Origin of the sequence: Pseudomaricurvus hydrocarbonicus, assembly GCF_011602365.1 — a bacterium.
In the GTDB taxonomy this organism is placed as follows: domain Bacteria; phylum Pseudomonadota; class Gammaproteobacteria; order Pseudomonadales; family Cellvibrionaceae; genus Pseudomaricurvus; species Pseudomaricurvus hydrocarbonicus.
This window is the reverse complement of the sequence record NZ_JAAONZ010000005.1, coordinates 53,728-76,225: the sequence shown is the minus strand read 5'-3', so window position 1 is coordinate 76,225 and position 22,498 is coordinate 53,728. Positions and strand designations below refer to the sequence as shown.

16 protein-coding genes are annotated in these 22,498 nt (G+C 50.4%); 2 read left to right on the top strand and 14 right to left on the bottom strand.

Features of this window, described 5'->3' with window-relative positions:
* Positions 1 to 33 precede the first annotated feature (33 nt).
* Positions 34 to 3,342 carry an outer membrane lipoprotein-sorting protein gene (locus G8770_RS08970; RefSeq protein WP_208022153.1) on the top strand — a complete coding sequence of 1,103 codons (3,309 nt, stop codon included), beginning with the start codon at positions 34 to 36 and terminating at the stop codon, positions 3,340 to 3,342.
* A 2-nt stretch (positions 3,343 to 3,344) separates the two neighbouring features.
* A complete protein-coding gene (locus G8770_RS08965; protein ID WP_167185051.1) occupies positions 3,345 to 4,751 on the top strand; it encodes a DUF1302 family protein in 1,407 nt (468 codons plus the stop codon).
* 141 nt (positions 4,752 to 4,892) lie between these two features.
* Here the strand turns inward: G8770_RS08965 and G8770_RS08960 are convergent, their stop codons facing one another.
* The 14 genes from G8770_RS08960 to G8770_RS24525 form a co-directional block, all read right to left on the bottom strand.
* Positions 4,893 to 6,347: an aromatic ring-hydroxylating oxygenase subunit alpha gene (locus G8770_RS08960; protein ID WP_167185048.1), complete on the bottom strand. Its 1,455-nt coding sequence runs from the start codon at positions 6,345 to 6,347 to the stop codon at positions 4,893 to 4,895.
* A gap of 323 nt (positions 6,348 to 6,670) precedes the next feature.
* A complete protein-coding gene (locus tag G8770_RS08955) occupies positions 6,671 to 7,996 on the bottom strand; it encodes an MFS transporter (protein WP_167185045.1) in 1,326 nt (441 codons plus the stop codon).
* A gap of 238 nt (positions 7,997 to 8,234) precedes the next feature.
* On the bottom strand, positions 8,235 to 9,053 hold the full coding sequence (locus G8770_RS08950) for a sugar phosphate isomerase/epimerase family protein (RefSeq protein ID WP_167185042.1): 819 nt from the start codon (positions 9,051 to 9,053) through the stop codon (positions 8,235 to 8,237).
* Positions 9,047 to 10,288, bottom strand: a complete 1,242-nt coding sequence (locus G8770_RS08945; RefSeq protein WP_167185039.1) for an alkyl sulfatase dimerization domain-containing protein — start codon at positions 10,286 to 10,288, stop codon at positions 9,047 to 9,049. Before G8770_RS08945 ends, G8770_RS08950 begins: the two co-directional genes overlap by 7 nt.
* Complete coding sequence (locus tag G8770_RS08940) at positions 10,288 to 11,559, bottom strand: sulfotransferase family protein (protein ID WP_167185036.1); 1,272 nt, start codon at positions 11,557 to 11,559, stop codon at positions 10,288 to 10,290. The genes G8770_RS08945 and G8770_RS08940 overlap by 1 nt, the downstream gene beginning before the upstream one ends.
* Positions 11,560 to 11,571: 12 nt before the next feature.
* Complete coding sequence (locus tag G8770_RS08935) at positions 11,572 to 12,393, bottom strand: SDR family NAD(P)-dependent oxidoreductase (RefSeq protein ID WP_167185032.1); 822 nt, start codon at positions 12,391 to 12,393, stop codon at positions 11,572 to 11,574.
* A gap of 270 nt (positions 12,394 to 12,663) precedes the next feature.
* Positions 12,664 to 15,108, bottom strand: a complete 2,445-nt coding sequence (locus G8770_RS08930; RefSeq protein WP_167185030.1) for a TonB-dependent receptor — start codon at positions 15,106 to 15,108, stop codon at positions 12,664 to 12,666.
* 758 nt (positions 15,109 to 15,866) lie between these two features.
* Positions 15,867 to 16,586, bottom strand: a complete 720-nt coding sequence (locus G8770_RS08925) for a FadR/GntR family transcriptional regulator (protein ID WP_167185027.1) — start codon at positions 16,584 to 16,586, stop codon at positions 15,867 to 15,869.
* A gap of 100 nt (positions 16,587 to 16,686) precedes the next feature.
* Complete coding sequence (locus G8770_RS08920; RefSeq protein ID WP_167185024.1) at positions 16,687 to 17,544, bottom strand: SDR family oxidoreductase; 858 nt, start codon at positions 17,542 to 17,544, stop codon at positions 16,687 to 16,689.
* Positions 17,545 to 17,582: 38 nt separating this feature from the next.
* Positions 17,583 to 18,428 (bottom strand): SDR family oxidoreductase, encoded by an 846-nt coding sequence (locus G8770_RS08915; RefSeq protein WP_167185021.1) that lies wholly within the window; start codon positions 18,426 to 18,428, stop codon positions 17,583 to 17,585.
* A 32-nt stretch (positions 18,429 to 18,460) separates the two neighbouring features.
* Entirely contained in the window at positions 18,461 to 19,258 is a 798-nt protein-coding gene (locus G8770_RS08910) for an NAD(P)-dependent oxidoreductase (RefSeq protein ID WP_167185018.1), read from the bottom strand.
* A 96-nt stretch (positions 19,259 to 19,354) separates the two neighbouring features.
* Positions 19,355 to 20,146, bottom strand: a complete 792-nt coding sequence (locus G8770_RS08905) for a carboxymuconolactone decarboxylase family protein (protein ID WP_167185015.1) — start codon at positions 20,144 to 20,146, stop codon at positions 19,355 to 19,357.
* 184 nt (positions 20,147 to 20,330) lie between these two features.
* A complete protein-coding gene (locus G8770_RS08900; protein WP_167185012.1) occupies positions 20,331 to 21,356 on the bottom strand; it encodes a zinc-dependent alcohol dehydrogenase in 1,026 nt (341 codons plus the stop codon).
* A 98-nt stretch (positions 21,357 to 21,454) separates the two neighbouring features.
* The gene (locus G8770_RS24525; RefSeq protein ID WP_167185009.1) at positions 21,455 to 22,261 is read right to left on the bottom strand and encodes a TIM barrel protein; all 807 of its coding nucleotides are present in this window, start codon (positions 22,259 to 22,261) and stop codon (positions 21,455 to 21,457) included.
* Positions 22,262 to 22,498: the final 237 nt, after the last annotated feature.

Sequence of the window (22,498 nt, the reverse complement as noted above, 5' to 3'; positions counted from 1 at the left end):
TCAAAAACCGTTTAATTGGCAGGAGTACTCACCATGTCACCGTCTCATTCAACAGCGTATACCTACTTCCAGTTTGTTCATCGCTACCCCAAAACACTGGTCATCCTGAGCGTGTTAGCCATGCTGACCATAGGCACCTTTTTACCTCAGCTCACCAAAGACACTCGCGGTGATGCGTTTATGGACCCCAGTAACCCTGCCCTGTTGTATCGCGACAAGGTGAAACAGCAATTTGGGTTGTCGGATCCGTTTGTGATTGCCGTGGTGACACCACAGGATCAGGGCATTTATGCCCCGCCGGTACTGGAGTTGGTGGAATGGTTGTCTGAACACAGCCAGAACGTCGACAACATTGATCCGGAGCGGGTCATGAGCCTGGCCACGGAAAACAACATCCTTGGCAGTGCCAGTGGCATGGAGGTCACCCCCTTCTTTGATCCACGTCCGCAAACGGATGCCGAAAGTGCACAGCTTCGGCAAGCCATTGAGGACTTCCCGCTCTATCAGGGCAAGCTGGTGTCGCGCAACGGTCGCGCAACGCTGATTGTGGCGGAAATGCTCGACGAAAATCAGGCCGAAGACACCTACATTGCTCTGCAACAGCTGATCGATTCAGCACCCACCGTTGACGGCGTAGAACTGCACCTGGCCGGTGAAGGTGCCGTAGCCGGCTATTTAGGCAGCTACATCGACAGTGATGCTGGTCGGCTTAACCCCATTGCCGGCTTGATCATCACCCTGATCATTGGTCTGGCGTTTCGGCGGGTGGCCCCGGCCCTGTTGGCCAATGTCATCATCGCTGCATCGGTGTTAATGACCTTAAGTCTCATGGCGGCCAGCAAAGTGCCTTTTTATGTCATCACCAACGCTCTGCCGGTGATCTTAATCGGTATCTCTGTGGCCGATGCCATTCACATCTTCAGTCGCTACTACGAACTGCAGATTGAAAAACCCGGTGTCGCCCGCAGCCAACTGGTGGTCGAAGCCATGGTCGACATGTGGCGTCCGATCACCTTGACCACCCTGACTACCATGGCCGGTTTCCTGGGCCTCTACTTTGCCTCTCACATGCCTCCGTTTAAATTCATGGGCGTGTTCACGGCTCTCGGCGTCGCCATCGCGTGGGTTTTTTCCATGGTATTTTTGCCCGCAGCCATGATCTGGGCCCAGCCCAAAGTCAGTCAGAACTTCGTGCGCAGCCAACAGGCGAATCGTGAGATTTTTTCGGTGATCATGCAAAAACTGGGTGGCATCAGTATTCGCCATCCGGGCACAACCATAAGTCTGGCGGTAATCATTGCCCTGGCAGGCTTCTATGCCGCCAGTCAATTGCAGGTGGATGAAGACCGGATCGAAACCTTCCACCACAGCGAGGCCATCTATCGCGCCGACCGGACCATCAATGCGCACTTGGATGGTACCAATAATCTGGACATCGTCATTGAAACGGAGCGTGACGAAGGCCTGTTTGAGCCGCAGGTATTGCAAAAAATTGAGGCACTGCAGGATTTTGCCCTGACCCTGCCCCACGTCAATAACGCCACCTCGATCGTCGATTACCTCAAACAAATGAACCGGGTATTGAATGACGGTCACCGTGAAGACTATCAATTGCCCATGCATCGCGACGCCATCGCCCAATACTTTCTGCTGTACTCCACCTCCGGCGACCCGACCGATTTCGAAGAAGAGGTCGACTATGATTATCGCCTGGCCAACGTTCGTCTGATGCTCGACAGCGCCGCGTTCCGCCACACCCAACCGGTGGTAACCCAACTGCAATCCTACCTCGACAACAACTTCAACGAACCCGGTCTGTCCGCCACCCTCAGCGGCCGCGTCACCGTCAATTACCACTGGATTCGCGGCGTCGGCGATACCCACTTTTACAGCCTGGCCGTGGCCCTGATCCTGGTGTGGTTAGTCGCGGCCTTGTTATTCCGTTCCGCCCTGGCCGGCGTCTACGCCCTGTTGCCGGTGGTCAGTGCCATCCTGCTGATCTATTCCTTTATGGCCCTGACCGGTATTGCTTTGGGCATTGGTACCTCCATGTTTGCCAGTGTTGCCATCGGCCTCGGGGTCGACTTTGCCATCCACACCCTCGATCGCATTAAGGAACGCCTGCATCATCTTTCGCAAACTGAACGCAGCATCACCCGCAGCCAACTGGACGAGCAACTGCTGGCCATTTTTCCAACTACCGGGCGGGCGCTGTTGTTTAACTTTCTCGCCATTGCTTGCGGTTTCGGGGTGCTGATTTCCAGCAAGGTGGTGCCTTTAAACAACTTCGGCACCATTGTCGCCCTGGCCGTGACCACCAGTTTCATTGCCAGCGTGACTCTATTACCGGTACTGATCAAAGTGTTTAAACCGCGGTTCGCGTTTGGCACACTGACGGTGGAAGAAAACTGCCCGACTCACGCTTCAGCGTCCACCAAAATCATCGGCACCGGCCGCGTATTGGGCTTTCTGGTGGTGGGACTGGCTCTGGTCATTACCCTGTCTTTGTTGGGAGAACGCGCTCAAGCCGAGGGACTTGCTGACCATACCTCTGCGGCTGGTGAATTGCCCACCAGCGAATGGATTATAGAGCAGGTCAACAGCCGCGACGACGGCCAACAGGTGACTCGCACACTGACCATGACCCTGACCGATCGTCACGGCAAACAGCGGGTGCGGGAAACCCGGGGATTTCGTAAATACTTTGGCGAAGAGAAACACTCGGTATTGTTTTACACGAGCCCGACCAATGTCAAAGACACCGCTTTTCTGACCTACGATTACCCCCGCGATGCCGAGCGCGATGACGATCAGTGGCTGTACCTGCCGGCGTTGCGCAAAGTGCGTCGCATCTCCGCCTCGGATCGGGGGGATCACTTTTTGGGCACCGATTTCACCTACGAAGACATCAAAAAAGAAGGCCGGCTGGAGCCGGCTGACTTTGCCTACAAGGTCATCGGTCGCGAAAGTACCAGCTCTAGCTCTAGTAGCAGTGACAGCTCTAGTGACAGTGACAGCGAGCACACACTGTACCACCTGGAGGGCATCCCCCACACCGAGGCCATTGCCGGGGAATTGGGTTACAGCCGCACCGAACTCTGGGTCGACAACCAGACCTGGATCGTGGTCAAGGCGCGCTTCTGGGACATACGCGGCAATGAGCTCAAGTCCTTACAAGTCGAAGACATTCGCCCTGTAGATGGCATTCTCACCCGTCACACCATGATCATGAGCAACCATAAAACCGGTCACCGCAGTGTGTTCACTTTCAGTGATGTGGACTACCAAACCCCTGTCGATGACCAGCGCTTTCGTCAACGCAGTCTGGCCCGAGGTCTGTAACCATGAAACCTGTTGTGCACCACCCTCTCATTACGTTAACTCTGGGCGGGCTCATCCTGAGCCTGCCAATGGGCAGCGTGGCCTCGGACAAACAGACTCCCTGGCAGTCGAAACTGAACGAACACCTGAACGGACAATGGCAACAAGAGTGGGCCGGTGACCGTCGTGAAAGCCAAAAAATGGAAGCCCAGCTGCAGCTGGAATGGGAACAGGATTTTACTGACGGTTGGCTGGCTCAAACCTCCCTCACCGCCATCGCTCGACTGCGATTGGATGCAGAGGGGCTCTTAACCGATGGCTCAACCCGGCAAACCTACAGCAGTGCCAGCGAGCCCTGGATCAACAACCGTCACTCACAACTGGAGCTGCGCGAATTCTATCTGGATGCCGAATGGTGGAATCTCTACTGGCGGCTGGGCAAGCAGCAGGTCGTCTGGGGGCAAGCCGATGGCTTAAAAGTTCTGGATGTGGTCACACCGCAAAGTTACCGGGAATTTATTCTCGACGACTTTGACGATTCCCGCATTCCCCTGTGGATGGTGAACGTGGAATGGCTCACCTCGGACAGCAGCAGCCTGCAGTTTTTGTGGATACCCGACACCAGCTATCACGATCTGGCTCAGGGCGACAATCCCTACACGGTGACCAGCCCACTGCGGGTGCCGTCACCCTCAAATATCCAGCAGGCGGTCGACGGCGTAACCACAGATCAACCCCGCAAACCCAACCACTGGCTCAAAGACAGTGATGCCGGTGTGCGTTACAGCCAATTCTGGCGCGGCTGGGATCTCACCCTGAATTACTTTTACCACTACCGCGACTTTTATGTGCCCTATCAAGCGATTGAAGCCAACACCGATGTAACAACCGCGCCGGCATCCGGGACTGTGTTACATGTCCAACCCCGTTATCAACGTAGCCATCTCATTGGCGGAACGGCCAGTAACGCTTTTGGTAATCTGACCCTGCGCACCGAAATTGGCTGGTACAGTCACAGCCATCACATCGCCGAATACTCGGCAAACAATCAGGGCATCGAATCCAGCCCCGAGCTGAGCTCGGTCATCGGCCTCGACTGGCAAGGCTTCAGTGACACCCTGATCAGCGTGCAGTGGTTTCAAAGTCTGTTGCTGGATTACGACCGGCGCATGATCCGCGATCACAACGAGCAAACGCTCAGTCTGTTGCTGGAACGCAAGCTGGCAAACGACACCTGGACCCTCAAACTACAGGGGTTGTACTCTCTCAATCATCAGGATCAACTCTGGCGCCCGAAAATCAGTTACCTGTGGCGCAGCAACGTCGAACTGTGGCTGGGCGCCGATGTTTTTTCCGGAACCTCAAAAGGCCTCTATGGCCAGTTTGATAACAACGACCGGGTTGTGGTGGGTTTTGAGTGGGGGTTTTAATGAAAACGGTACGCTGCTGCTAATGCTTCGTCGACCATCATTAGCAGAGCGTCTTCCACAAGTGAATACTTTGGTGTCCGTCCAATTACCGATCTACTGGTTTCACTTCAAGCTATGGCACAAGGTATGCCACAAGGGGAATTACTCATCCATAAGAAAGCGATCAATCTCCTGATGCAAGCCCAAAATAATTTTTTCGTGGTGACTGGCCAGCCAAATCTGCTTGATGGCTTTGGAGCGTAAGCCTTTCTGGATGCGCTGCAAGTTACCCAAATCCTGACGCGGAACCTGATACATTTGTTCCGGATCATTACCATCGGTCACAAATACTGGCTCTGCGCGTTCAGGCTTTACGGCAGCGGGCAGTGAGCGCGTGGAGAAAATTTCAAACGTACATTGATGCGGATCGCTTTCATGTGGACGTACCCGATAGATCATCGCATTCCCGGCTTGCGGCAAAATCATCACATTGGGAAACAGAAAAATCTCCCCGCCCCACATAGCGATAATTTCCGGTATAGCCTTGGGCATGGGGCGATCCTTGGCGGCAGCATTCTCATAGAGCACCCGAATGTATTCACCACCCAGGCTGGACCCTTCAGGAATGGGCTGGCCCTTCAACGTGCGCAATAAATCCACGTCCTCTTGCAGAACTTGCGCATCCATACCGTCAACCAGCAGTTGCAGGCGATCTGCCATCGCATCCACCGGATCTTGGCCCGGCAGCTGTGAGGTGACTTTGCCTTGATAGTTGGTGGCTCTGCCCGCATAAAAACGGCCATGGCCATTGGCGTACGTCTGGTAGTCCACATTGTGGTGGTTGTAATTTTCAAACTCACCATTGATTTCATCGCCAAAAATAAACTCCGCCGCTTTGACTTCCAGCTGCGGGTGGGTGGCGGGAACATGGTAGGTTTCAAAAAACGCCTCTTCCGCCACCTTCCAATTTGACGGAATCGATATCGACTTCCACCAATAATGACGCATCTCTTTCAGATTGAGGTCGTCCATCAAGGATTTTACAGGTGCAATAAAATCATCAAACGACGGGCAATCTTTATCGAAATTGATAAACACAAAGCCCGCGTACACCACACACGGCAGACTTTTCAGGGCTACATCGCTATTACACAGCTTGCCGCCACGGAATTCTTCCCGGGCCAGGATGTACTGATTGTCGCCCTCAGTGTTCCAGCGCCAACCGTGGAATGGACAAATAATATGCCCGCCGGGAAAAGTACCCTGCCCTTCAGCCAACGCCGTTCCTCGATGAGGGCAAACGTTGTGGTAGGCCTTAACGGTGTTTTCATCCACCCGGACGATAAAGACCGACTGATCGCCAATTTCGTAAGTGATAAAATCATTTGGCTCAGGGACTGCATCCACCCGTGCCGCCACCTGCCAGACCTTGGTCCACAGCCGATCGAACTCCAACTGTAAAAACTCGGGGTCTGTGTAGCGACCGACGCGAATCCCGTGCTCCAACGTTTTCCAGCTTTCAGGAACCTCTTTACCCTGGATGGTTTTACCCTGAATTGTATTACCCTGGATTGTTGCGGTGGTGCTTTCACGGTGCGGTGTGGATGTTCTAGTCATATTACTCAACCTCTCAGATATTTTACCTATTCAATTATGGTCAATCTAGCGTGGCACGGCAGTAGCATGAGCTCTGTAACGACATCAAAACTGCCTTGACATTTTTGATCACTTAGTCGAATGCCAAGACACAAACATTAATACACTGCTGAATCATACAATGCCCGGTCATCATTCTCCAGCTAGACTCACCAGAAAGGCTCTATGAGGGTCATCTCTGCTAAACGCCTGACCTTATGAGAACGCCCGTTTTTCAACGGCTTTGCGGGCATCACACCGGGACAGGATTATCCGTAACGAAAGCGGTTAAGTTAAGCCGGAACCTATTTTTCCAGTGCTCCTTCTTTAGGTATCGAGCTTGTTCCATCTTGCCGATTAACTACAGGTGCGGGGACAAACTCTTTCGGCGCAGGTCCCAAACCAAATAATAGATAGGCCGCAACCAGAGAGAGAATACACGCCGCATAAATAAACAGTGAATAACTGCCCGTCATGTCATACACAAGCGCGGCCAACGCTGGGCCAACGCCGCCACCGACGGCTATAGCACTCGACATGATGCCGAATATTTTCCCAAAGTTTCGAAGACCACCATAGAGGCTGGTCAGATACGCACAAATCTGCAATTTTGTACCCGCCGCATAACCAATCACCATCAGCCCGATGATAATCATGGGTATACTGTCAACTTGTTTGAGCATCAGAAGAAACGCAAAACCGGATAGGCCTAAAGTAATCCCTCCAACCCAACCAGCTTCAAAGCGATCCATCAGCCAGCCGGTTGCCAGTTTGCCAAAAATTCCAGAAACACCATAAATACTGGTGAGATATGCCGCATATTCGCGGGTTACACCCGATTCCACCAGAATCGGTACTTGATTTACCAATATGCCAATACCGGTCAACATAACGATAAATGTCGCTATGCAGATGCGTATCAAAGCCGGATGGCGAATCGCTTCCCTTAAGGTTAATCCGGGTAATTCTGGCTGTTTGGGATTATCTTTAACAATCACAGTGTGAACGTCATTATCTGATTTCCGCAATCTGTCCCGCGCGTCATACAGAAAAAATATTGCCGGTATTAAAGCAATCCCTCCCCAACCAAATCCTAACAAAAAATAGGCATGTCGCCATCCGAAAGCCGCTATAAGCCATTGGGTGAGCGGAGGAACTATGGCCTGTGCGAATGCGGTACCGCACATCGTGACTGCAATGGCCAAACTCCGCCCGGCATAAAAAGTTCCTGAGACTGCCGTCGTCCAGACAGTAGCTTTAATCAGCAGAAACACCAGTGACTGACACACCCAAAACATCATCCACTGAACCGCACTGCCGTTAGCCAGCCCAAAAGAGGCTAACACCACCCCCGAAAGAACCAATCCCGGCAGCGCAATACGCCGTGATCCCCAATGGTCAATCAGCCCGCCGACAAAGGGCGATAAAAAAATTGATGTTACGGCAGAAATGGATAGGCCTGTCATAATTTCTGTCCGACTCCAACCAAACTCTGTTGTCAATGGTTCCACAAATAATCCAAGAGCGTTGGGAACAATTGAATAAAAACCAAACCCCAAGAAACAGCAAACAACCATAGGCCAATGCGCTTTCCATTCTCTGCGCTGATCATCTTTTCTGGTTTTATTCATACCCACAACCCTCTCATAAGAACAGGCATGTTATTGTTATCAATGACCAATACTTCAGCCTTACATTTAATTAAGATACTTCAATTTTTTTACTCACCGATATACATTTTTCATCATTAGCTTTCACCACACACAATTTAATAAAAAAAAGGCCACTAAAATCAATCCGTGACCATAAGAGGGATAAAAACGAAGTTTAACATCCAAAAAAAATGCCATTCACATCAGCAAAGTCAAACTATTGACATCTATCAACCATTCTTGAAATCAGATCAGAGGCAGTTACGACGCCTCGGCGTAACGATTGCTCGTAACCTTCTTGTTCTACCGCTGGGCCAAGGACTTCCAGATCAAAAACACCCTGATACCCCGAATCCAAAATGTCACCCATCAATCGATCCAGAGGCAAGTCCCCATCACCAATGTGTACCCGTCTACCTGGCGGCAATTGGTTGTGGCTACCGATAGCCACATCATCAATTTGCACAAGGGTAATTTGGGGGCCCGCGCGCAACAGCGTTTCACGAAGGTTTCGTTCCATCCAGCAATTACCAAAGTCCACCACCAAACCCAATCCCGTCAGTTCAGACACATCAACAGCATCACGCAGTGTATTAATAAATGAAGCATCGGTACGCAGTGAGGGCTCAAACGCCAATTGCACACCGACACTGGCAGCATGTGTCACACATGGCGCTACCGATTCAGAAAATACCGCCATAACTTCATCCCAGGGTGCGCCGGTTGTTCTGCCTGGAGGGAAGTAGATTGAGCAATTGGGATCGACAGAGGCAATAATATCCATCATTTTATTGAGCTGATCTTGTTCCTGAGTCCATTTCTCTGGAGCACTCAACGAAAAAGAGCCACAAACCAAGGTCGAAGGTTGGATATTTTCATCCATCATGCGGGAAAGCTTGCCGTCCAGGTCATCGGAGACCTTGGATATCAACAATCCGGCATGATGAACACCTAACTCTTTCCACAAAGCCAGATCCTGTTCGAAAGACCAGTTAAACGTGCTTAAGGCATTCACTGACAGTCGTTTATTCAACATGGTGACACCTCGTCGATAGCCGCTTTAATCAGGCGAATTTGAGATTCCAGCCAGCGCACCTCACTGAAATTTTCACGCCCATTCTGTTCGAGCAACCTTTCAGTGGCTGTCAGCTTAATGTTGAGTGCAGTCAAATCCGCAGCATCAACATCCAGAACTCCTTCGGCCATGTGCATGGCATGAAGTATTTTTCCTGCATTGATGTGATGCTTTGCCTTTTCAAGTACCTTCTCTTTACCCGCCAATTGAATCAAGTCTGCGAATATCGCCGCCGGCGGTACATTGTAAAGCTCTGTGCTTGACTCGTAACGAAACCAGCCAATGTGCTCTTCCCATATCGCCCTCACCAGCCAGGGCAGCTTGCCATGCCCCTGCCCTATGGACAGATCTGGCGGCAATTTTATTGATTCCATCAGAGTCCAAAGATCAATCCCGTCATTCATTCCTTTAAAGGTTTGATCCTTGATGTACTGTACCGCATCGCGCATTCTGGTGAGCTGTGTGCGTATGGCTGCTTCCCCTCGCAAGGGCTCACCATGGCCGGTGATCAGCACTTTAGGATTGAGATTTATGACACGCTGAAGGCTGTCAAGGTACCATTGTACATAGCGTATCTTATCGCCCCGCAAGGTGTATAAATTAGGAACATGGCCAAAGATAGGACCGGTCATATTTCCGGTAAACGCGATGCCTTCTTGTGGCATCCAGACCACCAGAGAATCTATAGTCTCCCCGCCTTTGACTGAATAAAGTTCAAACTGTCGACCACCCAATTCAAAACGGTAGCTGTCGTGAAATGTGGTTGTGATGACGGGTTTGGTGAACTCCTGCACGCTTTTTTTGATATCGCCACTCCACAGCTGTCTGGAGCGGCGAGCCATAGTTGGCCTTAAAGCTTCCCAATAGCCATACACATGATCAAAATTTGCCTGAGCGATGGTTTCCGTTTCCGGGGTATTAAACCACCGCCACCCACCCACATGATCTGTATGACTCTGAGTAAAAATAATTTTTGCGACGGCATTATCACTGACAGAATTCAGTCTGCGAAAATTTTCATCGCCACTGAATACAATTCCTGTATTAATGATGACGTCTCCACCAGACGTGATCACCCGATACGCATTAGAGACGTCCTTGGACATATAAATACCATCACCAAGGTCGATAGCATTTTGCGTACCTTCACCGTCGAGCACCAGCGTCGCATTTAAAGGTTGCTTGGAAGCGGTCATTATTTCACCTCGTGACGAACAGCAAATCGATCGGTGTAAAAATTAAAGCGCTGGCGAAGCTTGTCAATGTCAAGTTTGAAGTTCCCTTCCAGGTCATACACAACTCGACCATCTCTGCCACGCGGGTGATTATCCATATAATCCCGCATATCTTTTTCGCTGTCGTCCGATAGTGGTAATCCCGCCGCCGTCAACACACGCTGAGCCGTTCCAACATCATCGCCCATAATATCCTGAAACAATAAATCAACCCGCTGTCCATCCGGCACCTTGTCCATGTCACGAATATAACAGCGCAGCATATGCTCAATACGATCAACCCAGTAATTGACGTGTGCCTCGATATTTGGCACTTTTTGATGCGCCAAAACAGACAGCCCTCGCATGGTTAACACTGACTGCAAAATAGCCAACGGGTCTCTGTGAGTCATGACAACAATGGCATCAGGATAAACCGTCATCAGCGCCGGTAGCTGTTCACTTTGGGCATTGCCTTTCAGGATCCAGCGTCGATCATCTGGCATCTGATACGCAATGGCCTTCAGCATGGTGCGACCATATTGATAGTGCGGTACTTGATCCTCTGAAAAATAAAAATCTCGCCACTTGGGAACATCTGCCATCCACTCCCATTGATAACTAGCGAAATCCGGAATTTGCAGTTCATTTTCACCACAGGCATGATCAGGAGAATGCTCATGCATTGCAGCCATGATCGGGTTTGCCTTCATCTGGTTCCAGTGATTATTGGACCTAACCCAGCGCGGATCCTTACCGTCCCGATCTGGCACTTCACCCGGTGTCGGCACCGCTTCTGAACCCAAATACACCGGCAGATAGCGTAAGCGCCGGTCTGCAGCTATCAGATTTTCAAGATGTGTAGTGCCAGAACGGGGCAGCCCGGTAATAAATATAGGACGGTCAATTTCAACTGCATCAACGGCTGGATTTCTTTTCAGAAATTCTTGATTTTTAAGTCGATTAGCCGCTGCTTTTATACACGTAGCCACAATGCGCTTTTTGGATATTTTCCAGGTATTGGTATCTCCTTCAACCTCGCCAAGTATGCGGGCCAGTCGATCTCGAAACCCCATATCCCCGAAATCTTCCAGACCGGTTTGCTTAACGGCCGCACTCAATACGCTGTCAACGGACATATCCAACGGCTCTGCTTCGATTGTTTCCAGTTGCTTGCGGCGTTCTGGCGATAGCGTGGGATTTTGAAATTCGTCAACTCGGAATACTTTGGATTGCACTTCAGATGCAGTCATCGCCTCCACTCCTTAGTCTCTCTCTGACAATTTTGCAATGTTGGCTTTTCCTGCATTGGCCATCCAGCCACCATCAATTTTGACCAGATCGCCGGTATGAAAACGCGAGGCATCACACATGAAATACACACCGATACCTTCAAAATCTTCGATGGTACCGAAACGCGGGATCGGTGTTCGCTCACGCACCTGCCCTCCCAACGGTGAGTCAGGCCCCTGATCTTTGACGGTTTCACTGACGGTGTAACCTGGGCACACCGTATTGCAGCGAATACCGTACACACCCAGATCAACAGCAATACCGCGAGCCATCGAAGCCATTGCTCCTTTTGCCGCATTGTAATGTTGCATCCCGGCTGAGCCGGTTAAGGCAGACAAGCTGGCACAAAACACGATGGAACCACCCGGATCACCTGCATCAAAGCGCTCCTTCATATGACGTGCTGCTTCGCGTGCAACATACATGGCGCCATGCTGATTCACACTTAATAAGCCGTGATACTGCTCACCCGACAATTCAAGGAATGATTTCGCATGATTCATGATGCCGGCATTCGCAATGGCACCGTCCACCCGACCCATAATTTTCACAGCCTCTTTCATCGCCACAACAACCTGTTGCTCATCAGCCACATCAACCTCTTGAGCGATGACCTTGGTACCAAATTGTTTCAACTCACGGACGGCCTCATCATTTTTGTCCTTACGGCGACCCCAGATGACGACATCACCTCCGGCCCGGGCAATCCCCCGCGCAAAGCCAAAACCAATTCCTGCATTGCCGCCGGTAACGACAACAACTTTACCTGTCAAATCCAAAGGGTTCGTATTCATTATGCTCACCATTATTGTTAACCAACTCAATAAAGTTAACTCTATTAGAATAAAAATCCAATGTAAACAAATTTATGCGACATTGAGATAACTTTATTGGAGATATGCCGCGATTTACATATGCAGCGATAGCAAACAGGTAACTCAAACTGAAGTGACTGCCACCGAGGGCAAAGTGAAACTGCTGTCTGCAGAGTGCTGCTGCACTCAGGCGGGCGACACCGCGTGGATGGGTACTGGGTTTGGCCCGCAAAGCGGGCCAAACAAGGGTCAAAAATTATAGTGCAGGCTAGCCCCTACAGTGCGTGGAGCTCCGTAGTGATAGGCTCCGTAACCGCCGCTGTCGAGCACGTTCAACCCGCCCAGGACATATTCCTCATCCGCAGCATTATTGACGTACGCCGCAAAATCAAAACCGGATCCCATAATACTCCGCCAGTCAAACCGGGCATTCCACACAGCGTAGTCGTCCCACTCTGAAAACTTTGTGGCGAACTCAACATCTTCTGCGCTCCACAAGCCGCCGGTACGACTTGGCATAATGCCGAACTGCTTAGCCTTCGGGTGGGTAGACATATCATCCTGCCAGTAAACACTTGCCATCAAGGTCATTTCGCCCAGAGCTTCATTCACTGGCAGCGTGTAAGTCGCGGACGCTGTAAGTGTCTGTGGGGGCACATAGGAAAAGTCATTATTACTGGTATCGACTTGCACACCATTAATCAGGTCTTCGCGCTCCTTAAATTGTGCATCCACATATGAATAGGCCAGTGTCAGTGTCAATCGATCCGTAGGGACTGCGGTCAACTCCACTTCCAGGCCTGATATTTGGGCTTTAGACGCATTTTCGGTGCGCGTGACCAAACTATTTCCCTGAAAGAAAGACACCGTGTTTTGAATGTCTTCATAATCCTGGAAATATATCGCCACATTCGATCGCAGAGGAAAACCAAGCCAATCCCAGTCTGCCTTATGACCAATCTCATAAGTTATAACCGTCTCTTCATCGAAAGGGGTCAGCGTGGCGTCATCGACCCCTCGTGTATTAAAACCTCCCGCACGATAGCCAGTGGAGACGCTGCCATACAATAACTGTGCGTCAACCGGAGCATAGCTGGCGGAGATTCTCCATGTCGGTGACGAGTAATCCTCATCCACATTTCTTTCACACGTAGTCAGGTCAGAACCATTGGGGCCCGTCAGCACACAATTGGTTCGATCCAAATTGCTCCAGCTGTGCACAGACAGTTCACGCCCTTCCCAACTCTGGCGTGCCCCGGCAGTAACCGACCACTCATCGGACAAAGAATAGGTGCCCTCCATAAAAACCGCATAGGAGGTATTTACAATATCCGTATAACCCGAGTCGTAGGTAAATGGCCCTTGTTGAAGCTGCCGATCTTGTGACGCGTTCAGTTTTGACCAGTAACCGCCCGTCATCCACTCCAGCTTGCCGCCGAAAGCAGTGCCCAACAATTGTATTTCATCACTGAAGAACTCCGAGTCCATGACGTTAAGCGGTGGATTCAACGTCGCCCCCCAAGGGAGGCCGGCAGCCCACAACAGACCATCCTCTGGTACCGACCCAAACACGGGGTATTCCGTTCCATCAATATCCGTTGCCGTACGGAACACCACCCCGCGATAACCAACAATATTTTTAATGCTTAAGTCATCATTAATTTGAAACTCGGTGGTATTGGAAGCAAAGGTATTCCTGACCAGCTCTTCACCATCCAGATCTGACTTCACTTTCCACGGGTCATCCCGGGCAATATTTTCCTGAACTGCATTCCCCCAAGGGGCCAGCACGGGACTGACTCCAGCGGCAAAACCCAGACCGACACTGTAGTTAATGCCTGTCACAACTGGTACCGCAGCCGCACTTTGGGCCTCGTCATAGGCCAGAACTGTATAATTTGTTAACGAACCGGTGTCTACATTAAGACTGAATCTGACGCTTTCAGAGTGCTCATCACGATAGTCCTTGCCGTGCAGCGCATTGTCGGCAATGTTTTCTTGATAACCATCACGATCCAGCTTGCGACCCGACAGCCTCATTTGCACAGCATCTGATACCGGAATGTCTACCGCGCCTTCAAATCCCCGCAAGTTATAGTCACCCAGCTTAAATTCTGCATAGCCACCAAACTCATTGCCTGGCAGCTTCGGCGTCATAAGTACGGCCCCGCCAGTACTGTTGCGACCAAACAGCGTCCCCTGTGGCCCCTTCAGAACCTGGAGGTTTTGCAGGTCGTACAAACCCAGATTACTGCCCTGTGTTGGGGCAATGACGATGTCATTGAAATACATGGGCACAGCCGGGTCCTGATTAAACGCAGCCTCCCCCTGACGCTGCCCACGAAGGGTAATCATGGGTTCATTTAAAGAGCCGCCAGCCTGAGAAATTCTCAGCGACGGTACTTTGGTTCCCAGGTCTTCAACTTGACCGATACCCTGTGTGCGTAAAAAATTTTCATCCAGCGCGGTAATCGCGATAGGCACATCCTGTAAACTTTCCTCACGCCGGCGAGCGGTTACTACAACCTCTTCCAGTGACAGGACAGACCCTTGATTTGAGGATGACTGTGCGTTGGCAAGACTACTCATCAACCCCAATAGGGACGATGCCAGTAGTATGGAAGGTTTCAGCAACCGCTTGGTGTTGACGTGTTGACGGATCATCGTCGGGAGTACTTTGGGCTTACTCTTCATAGGAAAACTCCTGTTGGAGACTCTTTTATTATTGTGTCGCAATTACACCTACGTGAACGTACTCACTGTGGGTGCTCTCAGAATCTGGCTTTTGCTCCAGACGCAGCGAAGATCGACTGGTCGCCCAAAACAAAAAAACCAAATACTTTCGAGGCTGAACCTGAGCCCCTGATATTCTTAATCACGTTATTCCTGATTGCTCAGGTTAGTCCTGAATGGTTGTGAGCCCATAGAGTGAACTTTTTAAAGTACCCTGAGTACTTTCGACCTGTCGCAATAGATCTATTATTTTTATATTCACGCCAGAAATTTGGCTTTTCTGGCCAGATTCAACACCCACTCATCCTCGCTCAAAGTCGGTTGTTCGCCGTTTTGGTTGCTCCAAAACCTTAGCCTGAACCCTACATGAGTTAACTCTAAAGTCATACTTTATGATTTACAATAGATTTTTAAATAAAAAAAGATATCTCTTTATGGTGGGCCGTGCTCCTAAGCAGAAGCTGCATATCAACAGAAGCCTTTAGCTAGAATGAGAATAAGGTCGGAAGGACGGGGACGAGCGGAGGGTCTAAGATTGGAAGAACACTAAGGACTGGCACAGCCCTAAACAGGCATCTTTATTCAATAAATTACAGCAACATCCAAAGCAAAGCGGCATCACCTGGCACAAGTTTTATCGAGCGAGGGGCTCATTGTTAATGGGTCTGGTCTGCAATGGTATTCGGCATCCCTTCTCACAGACCATAGTGCAGACAGGGTTACAGCCTGCCATGCCCCCACAAACGTTTATGAAAGAGGTTGCGATTATGACGAGCGACCATTTCCCCCAGTGCCACATCCCCTTCAGAAATAGCTTCTATTTCGAGCAGCTTGGCTTTGCGCCAGGCCCGTACAAATTCGCGATGTTCTTCGCTGCCGTCCAAAGACGCTGGAATAGAGGGAAACTGGGTAAAGGTAAATGTCCGGTTGATATGAAAGATCAATTCAATATATGGGCTGTTAATTAATTTAAAAATTTCCCGGCGGTTTTCTTCTTCTATCGCCAGAATATCATCAAACGTTGCTTCATCGGTCACAGATAACACGTCAGACCTCAGCTTGGCCATTAACTGGCGAGTCTCTTCGGTAGGTGAGGATGCGGCTTTTTTGACAATGGTCATCCACATCACCGAGGCAATTTCAGTCACATCCTCAGTATCAACATCCAGCATTTTCAGATACGCACTAACCGAGTTTTCGATGACTTCGACACTGGGACGACTGGCGAAGTAACCACCATTGATGCCTCGCTTAACCTTCAACAGCCCCTCGCGTTCCAGCAATCTGGCAACCTGCCTGACGGTCGGACGTGAAACCCTCAGCAAATCGGTTAAATCATCTTCACTGCCCAGAAGATCGCCGTCTGAACGATTCCAAATGAGGTCTCGCAGTTCCTGAGCGGCGGTATTCATATTGTTCTTGGCTTGCTTCGGTGACATACACCCTCCGTGAAATCGAGGCATGTTTATACCACATTTTCAAAAGCAACTGATAAATGTTTGCCCTGACAGAGGTAGAGTGAACCCCAAGGGGAGAGCGTCAGCCCGCAACATGCCCAGCATTCACTGATCGCACCCCCGCCAGATTGCCTCCATCAACCCTAATATCGGTACCACTGATGTAAGCTGCCTCATCCGATAGCAAAAATGCAACCACAGCTGCAATCTCCTGTAGATTCCCCTGCCGCTTCAAGGGACAGGTCTGCAGCAGCGAGTATTTTCCGTTAACCTGCTTAAATTCATTCGCCCCTTGGGGTGAAGCAATCAACCCTGGCGAGACGGACACCACACGTCCACCCCGTTGTCCCCACGCCAGAGCCTGGCGCTGGGCCAGCTCAAGCACCCCGATTTTGGACCACATATAACTCAGCTCTGGTGTCATGGGCAGCTCTGCAGTACTTTCCAGCGCCGCTAAAAAATTGGCTGCCAGAGGGTTCTCAAACAACAACTCAAGCCCGGCTGGCAGGCGTCCCAAGTGCGCAGAGAGAGACGATATCAGCACAGCGCTGCTCCCCGGCGTCACTTGTGGCAACAACTCCTTCGTAACCAGCGCTGGCCCAATCAAATTGACGGACATAATGGTGCGCCAGTCCGCCATACTCGGACTGAGCCCCGCCACATGTGCAAGAGCCTTGAAACCTCCCAGCTGGTTTACACAATGGCCCAGCTGTTGCACCGAGTGTCTGCAGGTGACGTCGCAGACTTGCGTGATTACCTGTAAGCCGTCCTCACGTAAAGTCTCTGCCTGATGCTGCAAGCGCTTGGGGTTGATATCCACCAGTAACACTTTGTGGTTCTGCCCTAGCCTGCGAGCCACCGCAGAGCCCATGCCGCCAGCACCGATAACCACGGCCAAAGGCAAAGCGCCCCAGGCATTCGTCAGATCAAGTGGTGTCACATTGCCACCCCCCTAGTCATGTTCGGATGGTTTGCTCATCAGAGAGAAGGTTTTGCAGGCAAGCCCAAATTTCCGGAAGCAATGGCTTCTATTTTCTGACGGATGTAGGCGTCAGGATCAGCAGCATGTCGCTGCATCTCTTCAAGTACTGACGCGTGAGTTGGAATAAATATGCGTTTTTCTTCCATCCCATCAGCAAGAATCGTCCCAGCCTGCTCGGCACTTATCAATTCAAATTGAGCGCCGGGACCACTCATGATGGCGTTATCCGACCAGCTTTTCATTCCTTGCATCACGCCCGTCATTACCGGGCCCGGGCAAAAACAACTGATCTGAATACCTTTGGGCAAGAGATATAAAGCCAAGGATTCGGTTAACGCGACAACCCCCGCTTTGGAGGCGGCGTAAGGAATACGATTGCTGGCATAAGGGTACAAACCGGAGAAAGAAGCGGTATTCACGATATACCCGCCTCCCCGAGCAATCATTTTGGGCAGGATGATTTCATTACTGCGCACCACGGGCATCAAATTAAGATTTACCACCCGCTGCCATTCAGACAGTGGAATGTCTTCCGGGTTGCCCGAAATAATAACGCCCACGTTGTTCACGACAATATCGATTTCTCCCAACGTCTGCTCGGCACGAGAAAACGTCCGGTGCAGTGAATCGTTGCAAGTTACATCACATTGAAAGCTGCACGATTTACCGCCATTGGCCTCAATGTGAGCGGCTGTCGTTGCCGCCCCGGCTTCATCAATATCTGCAACAGCCAATGCGGCTCCACGGCGAGCAAATTCCTCAGCAATTGCTCGCCCGATGCCATTACCGCCGCCCAAGATCAAAGCCGTCTTATTCTGGAAAAGCGAAAGGGATGAAGTCATGGAGTTTCCTCTTTTTAATCAATGGAGGGGCCTCAACCCTGTAGTGCCAGATCAAGCAACGGTTGCGCCGCATCATGAATGGGTTCGTAAGCAGGATGACCGCCCAGCGCTTCTCCCAAAAGCCGAACATCTTTATTAAGCATTTTTGCGCCGTGAGTAAAATCTGTGGGCTGTTGCCACCTTGCGCACACATCAAACGCAAAACTTCGGCCACTGCTCAGTTTTATTAAATCCACAAACGCGTCAGGGTCAATACCCAATGACTTGGCCGCTTCCCGTGCGTGATAAGCCATAGCGAGATTGGCAGCCATCAGGGAGTTATTGACTAACTTTGCCATCTGTCCCGAACCAATCGGCCCCAGGTGAATCAAATGCCCACTGAACGTGTCCAATACCGGTTTCATTTTTTGAAAGGCTTCAGCGGTACCGCCAACCATCACGGTGAGCGCTCCTTCTGCAGCCGCCCCGCCACCGCCACTGACTGGAGCATCTACCAGCAGCAGTCCACGGTTTGACGCTTCCTGTTCCAACTCCCGACACAGCTGAGGGTGTATGGTCGCATGAATGGCAACGGTTCCACCCGGTTTCATCGCTGGCAACAGCTCTCGGCAAACTTGCCTAACCCCGTCATCATCGACCACACAGATACCGCAATGCTCAACCTGCTCACCCAGCTTGGTGACGCTTTCAGCAAAGGTCGCCGATGTATTTTCATAAGGACTCAATGATTCCGGACGACGAGCCCAGAGTACGACCGGCAATCCCGCGTCTATCATTCGCTGCGCCATAGGCGCACCCTGACTGCCCAACCCGATAAAACCGTACTTCATCTGAACTCCTGATTGTCGCTACTTTTATAGCCTATTAGGCTGGTGTTAAAGCACCACCAAGACTCACTATCATTGGATACCGACTGCCAGCAACATTTAACTTTTCGGCTGGCCATCCCAAGTTAAATTATTTTTGATTTTATGGGCCATATCAAAAAGCACGCCCTGCACATAAGATGCTTTTGGCCAACCCGCATGTACAGCATACTGCAGGACAAACTCCTGCATTTCTTCAACCGTGGTATTACCACTGGCCATGGCACCATAAATATGCGTTTGTATAGGGCTTGTCGCGGCTGAGTCACACACACCCACCAAAGTCACCCAACGGCGTGAGCGTTGACTCAGGCTCTCTCGGTGCCACACCTCACCAAACACAAAATTCAGAATACCGCCCTCAAAGTAGGGAGCCACCGGCGGCGGCCCCGGAAATGTCATCACCTGGGCAAATTCATCGGCGCCACGCTGCAACCTGTCGCTGGGTTCCCAGGGCTTTTCGGCAAGTGGTTTGAAACCGTCATCAGTCAGATTCAGCGCCTGCGACATCCGACTGACCGCAGCATCAATCACGGCACCCGATGACCAACCATTATAAATCGAGCTGTGTACCGCGACTTCGCGTAATTCCTGAACACTGAGCTCCTGATTACTCAGCGCCCCGCGGATATAGTGGTCCAGAGAGTCGGAGGGATTGCCATTACTGGCTACACCAGCAATGGCGATCAGATAACGTGCCTTCACATCCAATCCAGGCCGGGACCAGATCTCAGCAAAAATGTAATCACGCCAGGTGGATTGGTATAGCGTTTCTGGCGCAGCCACCGTTGCAGCCCAAAGTTTTTCTTGCAGTTCTGCGCCACACGCACTTCTATTCTCTGGATTTTGCATTCTTGCACCCCTACATTTTGGCAGTGAGAACAAATACACGCGGGCTCGAATGCGGATATAAAGTATGCGAGCGGCCTGATAGACTGTGTATTTATTCTTATTGTGATTCAGCGAATTCTATAGCTGCTATTCAGTTGCTCGTGTACGATTTCGTGTTCATTGTTCTGTAGCTCTGGCTACCCAGTTACAGATAAGATATACAGACTTTCTGTGCTTCACTGGAATTTCGCCCCATCATCAATGCATCACAGATGTTTTCAATTTTGTACTCATGGGTAACAAGTGAAGAAAGATCGTATTTGCCTGACTCCATCAAATTGAACACATCTTGGGATATAGATTCATTCGGCGTATTCCCACACCCGTGAATATGCCAGTTGTTGTAACACACCGACTTTAAATCCATGGGTACCGGCTCGTGATGCACCCCCAGTATGGCCAGATGCGCATCTCGCTTCGCCAGCATGGTGAAGTTATCAATTGCAACGGTAAGACTCAGGGCATCGACATAAATATCAGCACCGCAACATTCACCAGACAATCCAGCTTGCGAACCAAACTCTTCTATCGCACGACTTTTTAGGTCTTGGGACGCAGCATTGCAGGTCACTACATCGAATTTTTCAGCATTCTTTAAACGAAAATCCGAAACATCCACGATCATCACTTTATCGCAACCGTACCATTTCAGCATGATGGCAGCGGACATACCAATAATCCCCGCACCAAAGACAATGGCTGTTTTTCCAGGACCAGGATTGAGGCCAACGACACCCCGAGCCCCAACCATAAAGGGCTCAAGTAAAACAGCAGTTTTAATGGGTATATCTTTGCTGATCTTTAAAACACTGAATCCGACTTCACATTGTGGCAGTTTCAGGTACTCTGAAAACGCCCCCACGTTTGACATACGCTTGCGGTTTCGGATGGCATTGCCCAAATTGGGAAACACCCAGTCTCCCTCGACCAAACCCTGTACATTTTTACCAACTTCCACCACCTCACTGACCACTTCATGGCCAAACTCAGAATCTTTCCAGACAGGCCGTGGATCTCCATTTTTATAAGCCGCGATGTCAGTCCCACAGACTCCTGCCAACAGATTTTTGATGATCACGTCTTCATCGCCACACTGTGGATATGGTAACTCCACCACATCAACACAACCTTTATCGCGGTAGATGGCAGCTTTATAATGTTCAGTACCCATACATAACCTCAGATTAATAAATGACCGGACATCAACAAAGACGTACATACCCATTGCAAACGATAAGTCGCCAATGTCAAGTGATGCTGGAACCTCTTCTATATCAATATTTTTCTTGCTGCACTCACGGCCTCTCTGACCATGTCTCTTACATCCAGCTCATTGGCCAGCCGACTAATTATTGGCACTTCTAAGCCAACCGTCAGTGCTGGTGAAATCGCTTTCACAAATTCCTGTAGAGGTAAAACGCCCTCACCAGGTAAACGCCGGTCAAAACAGGCTTCCTGGAAATAATCATCACTCGTTGGATTAACAGCAACGTCGCACAGTTGCACATACCCAATGAGATCAGGGTCGATGGTCGCTAATGAAGAGAGGGTCGCGCCGCTTCGAAAAAAGTGCATCGTGTCAATTAACAGCTTTATCTGACCTGGCTCTACTTCCTGAATAAGACGGAGAGCCTTCTCTAATGTGTTGATCGGATGAGGCGGTGCGAACTCCAGGTAAAGCTTCATATTTCGATCCGCCACCAGTTGTGCCAGCATGGCCAACTGGTCAAAACCTCGGTTTTGGTCAAAGTCGAGACAGACGGTACTGACAGCCTCGGCCCCCAACTCCATCATGATGTCCAGGTCATTGCCATAGTTGGTAACATCCGTGCCTGGACGAATGGCAAACCCTTCAGCAAGAGAAATGGTGACGCCGCTGTCATTCAATACGGCAAGGGTTTCTCTTCTGAGTGCAACATCCTCTCTGAGTGACCAAGGCGGAAAGCACTCAAGCTTCCAGGGTACCGGCGTCAAGGCGGTAGAAATGTGACCGCAACCCGATTCTGCTGCCAGCAACACATGCTCCACCGGCGGCATACCGAATACAGTTTGCAACTCTATACCTAATCTTTTCACTTGGGTGTCTCGCTTTCACTGCCTCGATTTCACTCAACAGTGCTGACGGATAAAATCGACTTCACTCCACTATAGAGATAACTCTATTAAATATCAACCTGCAAAAATATTAATATAATGGGATTTCAATACCCAAATCCACAAAAGAGATAACTCAATGGAAATAACATTATCCACTATAACTGCCCCAGAAGGTCAGTATGGACTCCTATAATCCGGCACCAAGCAATTCGACCG

What these genes read in the sequence shown, in the direction of transcription:
- G8770_RS08970 (WP_208022153.1), top strand. Translation starts at nt 34, where the DNA reads ATGTCACCGTCTCATTCAACAGCGTATACCTACTTCCAGTTTGTTCAT.
- G8770_RS08965 (WP_167185051.1), top strand. Translation starts at nt 3,345, where the DNA reads ATGAAACCTGTTGTGCACCACCCTCTCATTACGTTAACTCTGGGCGGG.
- G8770_RS08960 (WP_167185048.1), bottom strand. Translation starts at nt 6,347, where the DNA reads ATGACTAGAACATCCACACCGCACCGTGAAAGCACCACCGCAACAATC.
- G8770_RS08955 (WP_167185045.1), bottom strand. Translation starts at nt 7,996, where the DNA reads ATGAATAAAACCAGAAAAGATGATCAGCGCAGAGAATGGAAAGCGCAT.
- G8770_RS08950 (WP_167185042.1), bottom strand. Translation starts at nt 9,053, where the DNA reads ATGTTGAATAAACGACTGTCAGTGAATGCCTTAAGCACGTTTAACTGG.
- G8770_RS08945 (WP_167185039.1), bottom strand. Translation starts at nt 10,288, where the DNA reads ATGACCGCTTCCAAGCAACCTTTAAATGCGACGCTGGTGCTCGACGGT.
- G8770_RS08940 (WP_167185036.1), bottom strand. Translation starts at nt 11,559, where the DNA reads ATGACTGCATCTGAAGTGCAATCCAAAGTATTCCGAGTTGACGAATTT.
- G8770_RS08935 (WP_167185032.1), bottom strand. Translation starts at nt 12,393, where the DNA reads ATGAATACGAACCCTTTGGATTTGACAGGTAAAGTTGTTGTCGTTACC.
- G8770_RS08930 (WP_167185030.1), bottom strand. Translation starts at nt 15,108, where the DNA reads ATGAAGAGTAAGCCCAAAGTACTCCCGACGATGATCCGTCAACACGTC.
- G8770_RS08925 (WP_167185027.1), bottom strand. Translation starts at nt 16,586, where the DNA reads ATGTCACCGAAGCAAGCCAAGAACAATATGAATACCGCCGCTCAGGAA.
- G8770_RS08915 (WP_167185021.1), bottom strand. Translation starts at nt 18,428, where the DNA reads ATGACTTCATCCCTTTCGCTTTTCCAGAATAAGACGGCTTTGATCTTG.
- G8770_RS08910 (WP_167185018.1), bottom strand. Translation starts at nt 19,258, where the DNA reads ATGAAGTACGGTTTTATCGGGTTGGGCAGTCAGGGTGCGCCTATGGCG.
- G8770_RS08905 (WP_167185015.1), bottom strand. Translation starts at nt 20,146, where the DNA reads ATGCAAAATCCAGAGAATAGAAGTGCGTGTGGCGCAGAACTGCAAGAA.
- G8770_RS08900 (WP_167185012.1), bottom strand. Translation starts at nt 21,356, where the DNA reads ATGGGTACTGAACATTATAAAGCTGCCATCTACCGCGATAAAGGTTGT.